This is a genomic window from Streptomyces sp. NPDC059900, from assembly GCF_050270335.1.
Lineage (GTDB): Bacteria > Actinomycetota > Actinomycetes > Streptomycetales > Streptomycetaceae > Streptomyces.
The window spans coordinates 1-3,334 of the sequence record NZ_JBNNJZ010000753.1; the positions used below are offsets into that span (position 1 = coordinate 1).

Genomic DNA, 3,334 nt, shown 5'->3' on the forward strand with positions numbered 1-3,334 from the left:
GTGCGCGGCCTCGACGGAGCACTCGTGGTTACCCCCGGGCCGGGAGACGACCTCCCCGAGCTCGTGTGGGGAGACGCGTTCTTCTACTACGCCCCCGACGGCCAGATGCCGCAGAACGTTCAGCCGTACGGGACGATCGTCACCAAGAACTACCCCGACGACGTCGCCTCCGACCTCGACCCTCCGGGCCGCTGGCGCGTGAACATTCACGTCGACCGTGCGACGTTCCGGGAACTCACCGGGCAGGAGCCGCGCGGCATCAGCGACCCCGGCGACTACGCAGCCGCCGACTGCGTGCTGCCGCATCCGGTGTACGGCGCGCTCGGTTGGGTGTGTGTCGTCAGTCCGGGGGAGAGGACCACGGAGACCGTGGTGCGGCTTCTGCGGGGCGCCCACGATGCCGCGCGTGCCCGGTTCCTACGGCGGCACGAAGCAGGACATCTACCGGAGACCGGCTGACACGATGAGGGGGCGAAAGCCCGCCGTATCCGAAAGGACGACCCCCGCATGACCACGCAGAATGCGATCACCTGGCCCGAGAAGTATCTTCCCGGCACCGGCACCGGCACCGGCACCGGCACCGGCCACAAGACATGGCAGGACGGACTCGTCCGCGCCGCGTCCGAGGAGACGGGGCGATGAGCGTCACGCGCACCGTGTGCGTCCTGGGCACGGGGATCATGGGCGCGGCGATGGCCCGAAACCTGGCCCGCGCCGGACACACCGTCCGCGCCTGGAACCGCACCCGCGACAAGGCCGAACCCCTCGCCGCCGACGGCATCCAGATCGCCGACACCCCGTCCGAGGCCGTCACCGGCGCCGACGTCGTCCTGACCATGCTGTACGACGGCCCCGCTGCACTGGACGTCATGCAGCAGGCTGCCGAGGCCCTGAGCCCCGGCACGGCCTGGGTGCAGTCGACGACCGCGGGCATCGAGGCGATCGGCGACCTGGCCCGTTTCGCCGGGGAGCACCGCCTAGTCGTCTTCGACGCCCCCGTCCTCGGCACCCGGCAGCCCGCCGAAGCCGGGCAGCTGGTCGTCCTTGCCGCCGGTCCGAGTGAGCAGCGCCCCGCCGTGACGCCCGTCCTGGACGCGGTCGGCGCCCGCACCGTATGGACCGGCGAGGACGGGGCCGCCGGCAGTGCGACCCGGCTGAAACTCGTGGCGAACAGCTGGGTCATCGCCGCCACCGCCGCGACCGGTGAAGTCCTCGCCCTGTCACAGGCCCTGGGGGTGGATCCGCAGAGCTTCTTCGACGCCATCGAGGGCGGCGGGCTCGACCTCCCTTACCTGCGGGCCAAGGCCGCTCTCGTACTCGATGACCAGCTGTCCCCGGCCCAGTTCGCCGTGAATACCGCCGTCAAGGACGCAGACCTGATCGTCGAGGCGGGGCGCCGGCACGGAATCCGGCTCGACGTCGCCGCCGCGGGCGCCGACCGCCTCGCGCGCGCCGCCGCGGCCGGACACGGTGAGGAGGACATGGCCGCCGCCTACTTCGCCAGCTTCGACGACCCGCCCGCAGCGAGCTGACCCGCCCGCGACGAACTGACCCGCCCCGCCTAGCGGGGCCTGGCGGACTCGCCGGCCGTGCTCAGTTCGTGCGCCCATCTGCGAGCCTGGCGAGGGCTGCGAACACGCAGCACGCGTACGCCCATTGAGGCCGCCTCGCCGGCCTGGCGGGCGTAGCGGGGCCGGTTGGCGTGGTACTTGCGCCAGGCGTTGCGCCACACGGATCGCCGTGCGGTGAACGTACGTCGGAAGGTCAGGCCGTTGGGGTTCGGTTCGCGGCCCGTGACCTGGCGGATCCACCGCAGCAAGACGCGCCACGCGATCACGGGCAGGGGGTAGTCGAGCCAGACCAGGACGTCGGCGCGATGCCACACGATGTCGGCGAGTTTGGAGTAGTTGCCCTCCACGATCCACGCCGGTCCGTCGGTGATGCGGGCGGCCTCGGTGCGGAAGTCGTCCAGCGGCAGCGTGCCGCCGGGAGCGAAGAGCACGGCATCCAGGCTGGTGGCACGGCTGCCGGTACGGATGGAGAGTTCGCGGGCCAGGGTTGATTTGCCGGTGCCGGGGAGGCCGAATACTGCGATCTTCACGGGTTCCTCTTCAAGTCTGCGGGAACAGAGAGTGCCGGGGCTGCGGCTGACGACGCAACACCACATGACTCTCCGGCGGACCACTGACGCGGCGACCGGCCGTGGTGCGAGACTTGCGTTATGGATATGGGGCGTGAGTCGCGCTGGGAAAAGGACGCGATGTCGGTGGAGATCGTTTTCGCCCTGGTGACGGGCGCCCTGCTGGCTGCGGCCGTATTCGCCCTCGCAGTGGCCTTCACGCTGGTCTTCGGCGTTTCTGGTCCGGCACGCGAGAACTTACGGGATGCCGGTGCAGTGGCGGGAGCAGCGTGCGGAGTGTGGCGCGTGGTGCGGGTGCTGCGCCGATTCGACGCACAGCGGAGGCTGGGGCGCTGAGACTCGTGCGGCGGTCATGACGAGGCCCACGGCACCCGCGCCTGCGGATGCCGTGGGCTTTGGATGGTCAAGAAGGCCCCGACACGCAGGGGCCGTTTCGGTGGGTGGCTGTCAGAACGTGTCGATCCAGTCGTGCGTGATGACGGACCCGCCGGTGCAGCGAAGACTGGTGCGCTGCGTGGTGTCCTTCGGGCTGGACCAGAGGTAGTCGCCGTCCGAGCAACGGATGCCGAGGCGCCACCAGCCGCCGCGCGACATGTCGTTGCACACGCCGTATGCGAACGTGGAGCTCGTTCTCCACGAATCGCACCCGGTCGGTGCCGCCTGTGCGGGAACGGACATCACACCGAGGGCGATAGCGGTCGCCAGACCGACGGACGCGACAGCACTGCGCAGACGCATGAGAGACCTCCTGGAGTGAGTGACGGAGCGGAACTGGGCTTGCGTAGTGCGTCAGTTGGCCGGGTCGATCCAGGCACTGGTGATGACCGCCCCGCTGTTGTTGCAGCGCAGGCTCGTGCGCTGCGACGTCTTTTTCCACGCGGACCAGTCGTAGTCGCCGTCCGAGCACCGGATGCCAAGACGCCACATGTCGCCGGGCGGTACGACACTGCAGGATCCGTAAGCGAACGTGGGACTGGTCTGCCACGTCGAGCAGCCTGACGGGGCGGCTTGGGCGGGGGCTGCGAGCCCTCCCACCAAGAGCGCGGAACCCAGTGTCGCGCTGACGAGAAAACCACGCTTACGCATGACCTTTTCCCTTCTCTCGGATGCATTCCCGGTGAATTGCCGGAAGGTGATGTGAAGCGGCACGAGCACAGCCGGGCGGTCGCCTCCCCCCTGGCGCGACCGTCCGAC

General features: G+C 69.8%; 7 protein-coding genes. 4 read left to right on the plus strand and 3 right to left on the minus strand.

The window, feature by feature from the left end:
• The 3 genes from ACQKIP_RS43315 to ACQKIP_RS43325 all read left to right on the plus strand — a co-directional run.
• On the plus strand, window positions 1-459 hold a 459-nt coding region (locus ACQKIP_RS43315), incomplete at its 5' end, for a DUF6194 family protein (RefSeq protein WP_427745530.1).
• A gap of 48 nt (window positions 460-507) precedes the next feature.
• Window positions 508-642, plus strand: a complete 135-nt coding sequence (locus ACQKIP_RS43320) for a hypothetical protein (RefSeq protein ID WP_365856695.1) — start codon at window positions 508-510, stop codon at window positions 640-642.
• Complete coding sequence (locus tag ACQKIP_RS43325) at window positions 639-1,532, plus strand: NAD(P)-dependent oxidoreductase (RefSeq protein WP_365856697.1); 894 nt, start codon at window positions 639-641, stop codon at window positions 1,530-1,532. The genes ACQKIP_RS43320 and ACQKIP_RS43325 overlap by 4 nt, the downstream gene beginning before the upstream one ends.
• 29 nt (window positions 1,533-1,561) lie before the next feature.
• On the opposite strand, the gene ACQKIP_RS43330 is transcribed toward ACQKIP_RS43325, so the two are convergent.
• Window positions 1,562-2,101: an adenylate kinase gene (locus ACQKIP_RS43330; RefSeq protein WP_427745532.1), complete on the minus strand. Its 540-nt coding sequence runs from the start codon at window positions 2,099-2,101 to the stop codon at window positions 1,562-1,564.
• A gap of 120 nt (window positions 2,102-2,221) precedes the next feature.
• Between ACQKIP_RS43330 and ACQKIP_RS43335 the strand changes: the two genes are divergently transcribed.
• Window positions 2,222-2,476: a DUF6332 family protein gene (locus ACQKIP_RS43335; RefSeq protein ID WP_365856701.1), complete on the plus strand. Its 255-nt coding sequence runs from the start codon at window positions 2,222-2,224 to the stop codon at window positions 2,474-2,476.
• Window positions 2,477-2,587: 111 nt separating this feature from the next.
• On the opposite strand, the gene ACQKIP_RS43340 is transcribed toward ACQKIP_RS43335, so the two are convergent.
• Window positions 2,588-2,878 (minus strand): hypothetical protein, encoded by a 291-nt coding sequence (locus tag ACQKIP_RS43340; protein ID WP_365856703.1) that lies wholly within the window; start codon window positions 2,876-2,878, stop codon window positions 2,588-2,590.
• Window positions 2,879-2,929: 51 nt separating this feature from the next.
• Window positions 2,930-3,067, minus strand: a complete 138-nt coding sequence (locus ACQKIP_RS43345; protein WP_365856705.1) for a hypothetical protein — start codon at window positions 3,065-3,067, stop codon at window positions 2,930-2,932.
• Window positions 3,068-3,334: the final 267 nt, after the last annotated feature.

Excerpts from the sequence above, each read along its gene's own strand:
- ACQKIP_RS43320 (WP_365856695.1), top strand. The coding sequence starts at position 508 with ATGACCACGCAGAATGCGATCACCTGGCCCGAGAAGTATCTTCCCGGC.
- ACQKIP_RS43325 (WP_365856697.1), top strand. The coding sequence starts at position 639 with ATGAGCGTCACGCGCACCGTGTGCGTCCTGGGCACGGGGATCATGGGC.
- ACQKIP_RS43335 (WP_365856701.1), top strand. The coding sequence starts at position 2,222 with ATGGATATGGGGCGTGAGTCGCGCTGGGAAAAGGACGCGATGTCGGTG.
- ACQKIP_RS43340 (WP_365856703.1), bottom strand. The coding sequence starts at position 2,878 with ATGCGTCTGCGCAGTGCTGTCGCGTCCGTCGGTCTGGCGACCGCTATC.
- ACQKIP_RS43345 (WP_365856705.1), bottom strand. The coding sequence starts at position 3,067 with ATGTGGCGTCTTGGCATCCGGTGCTCGGACGGCGACTACGACTGGTCC.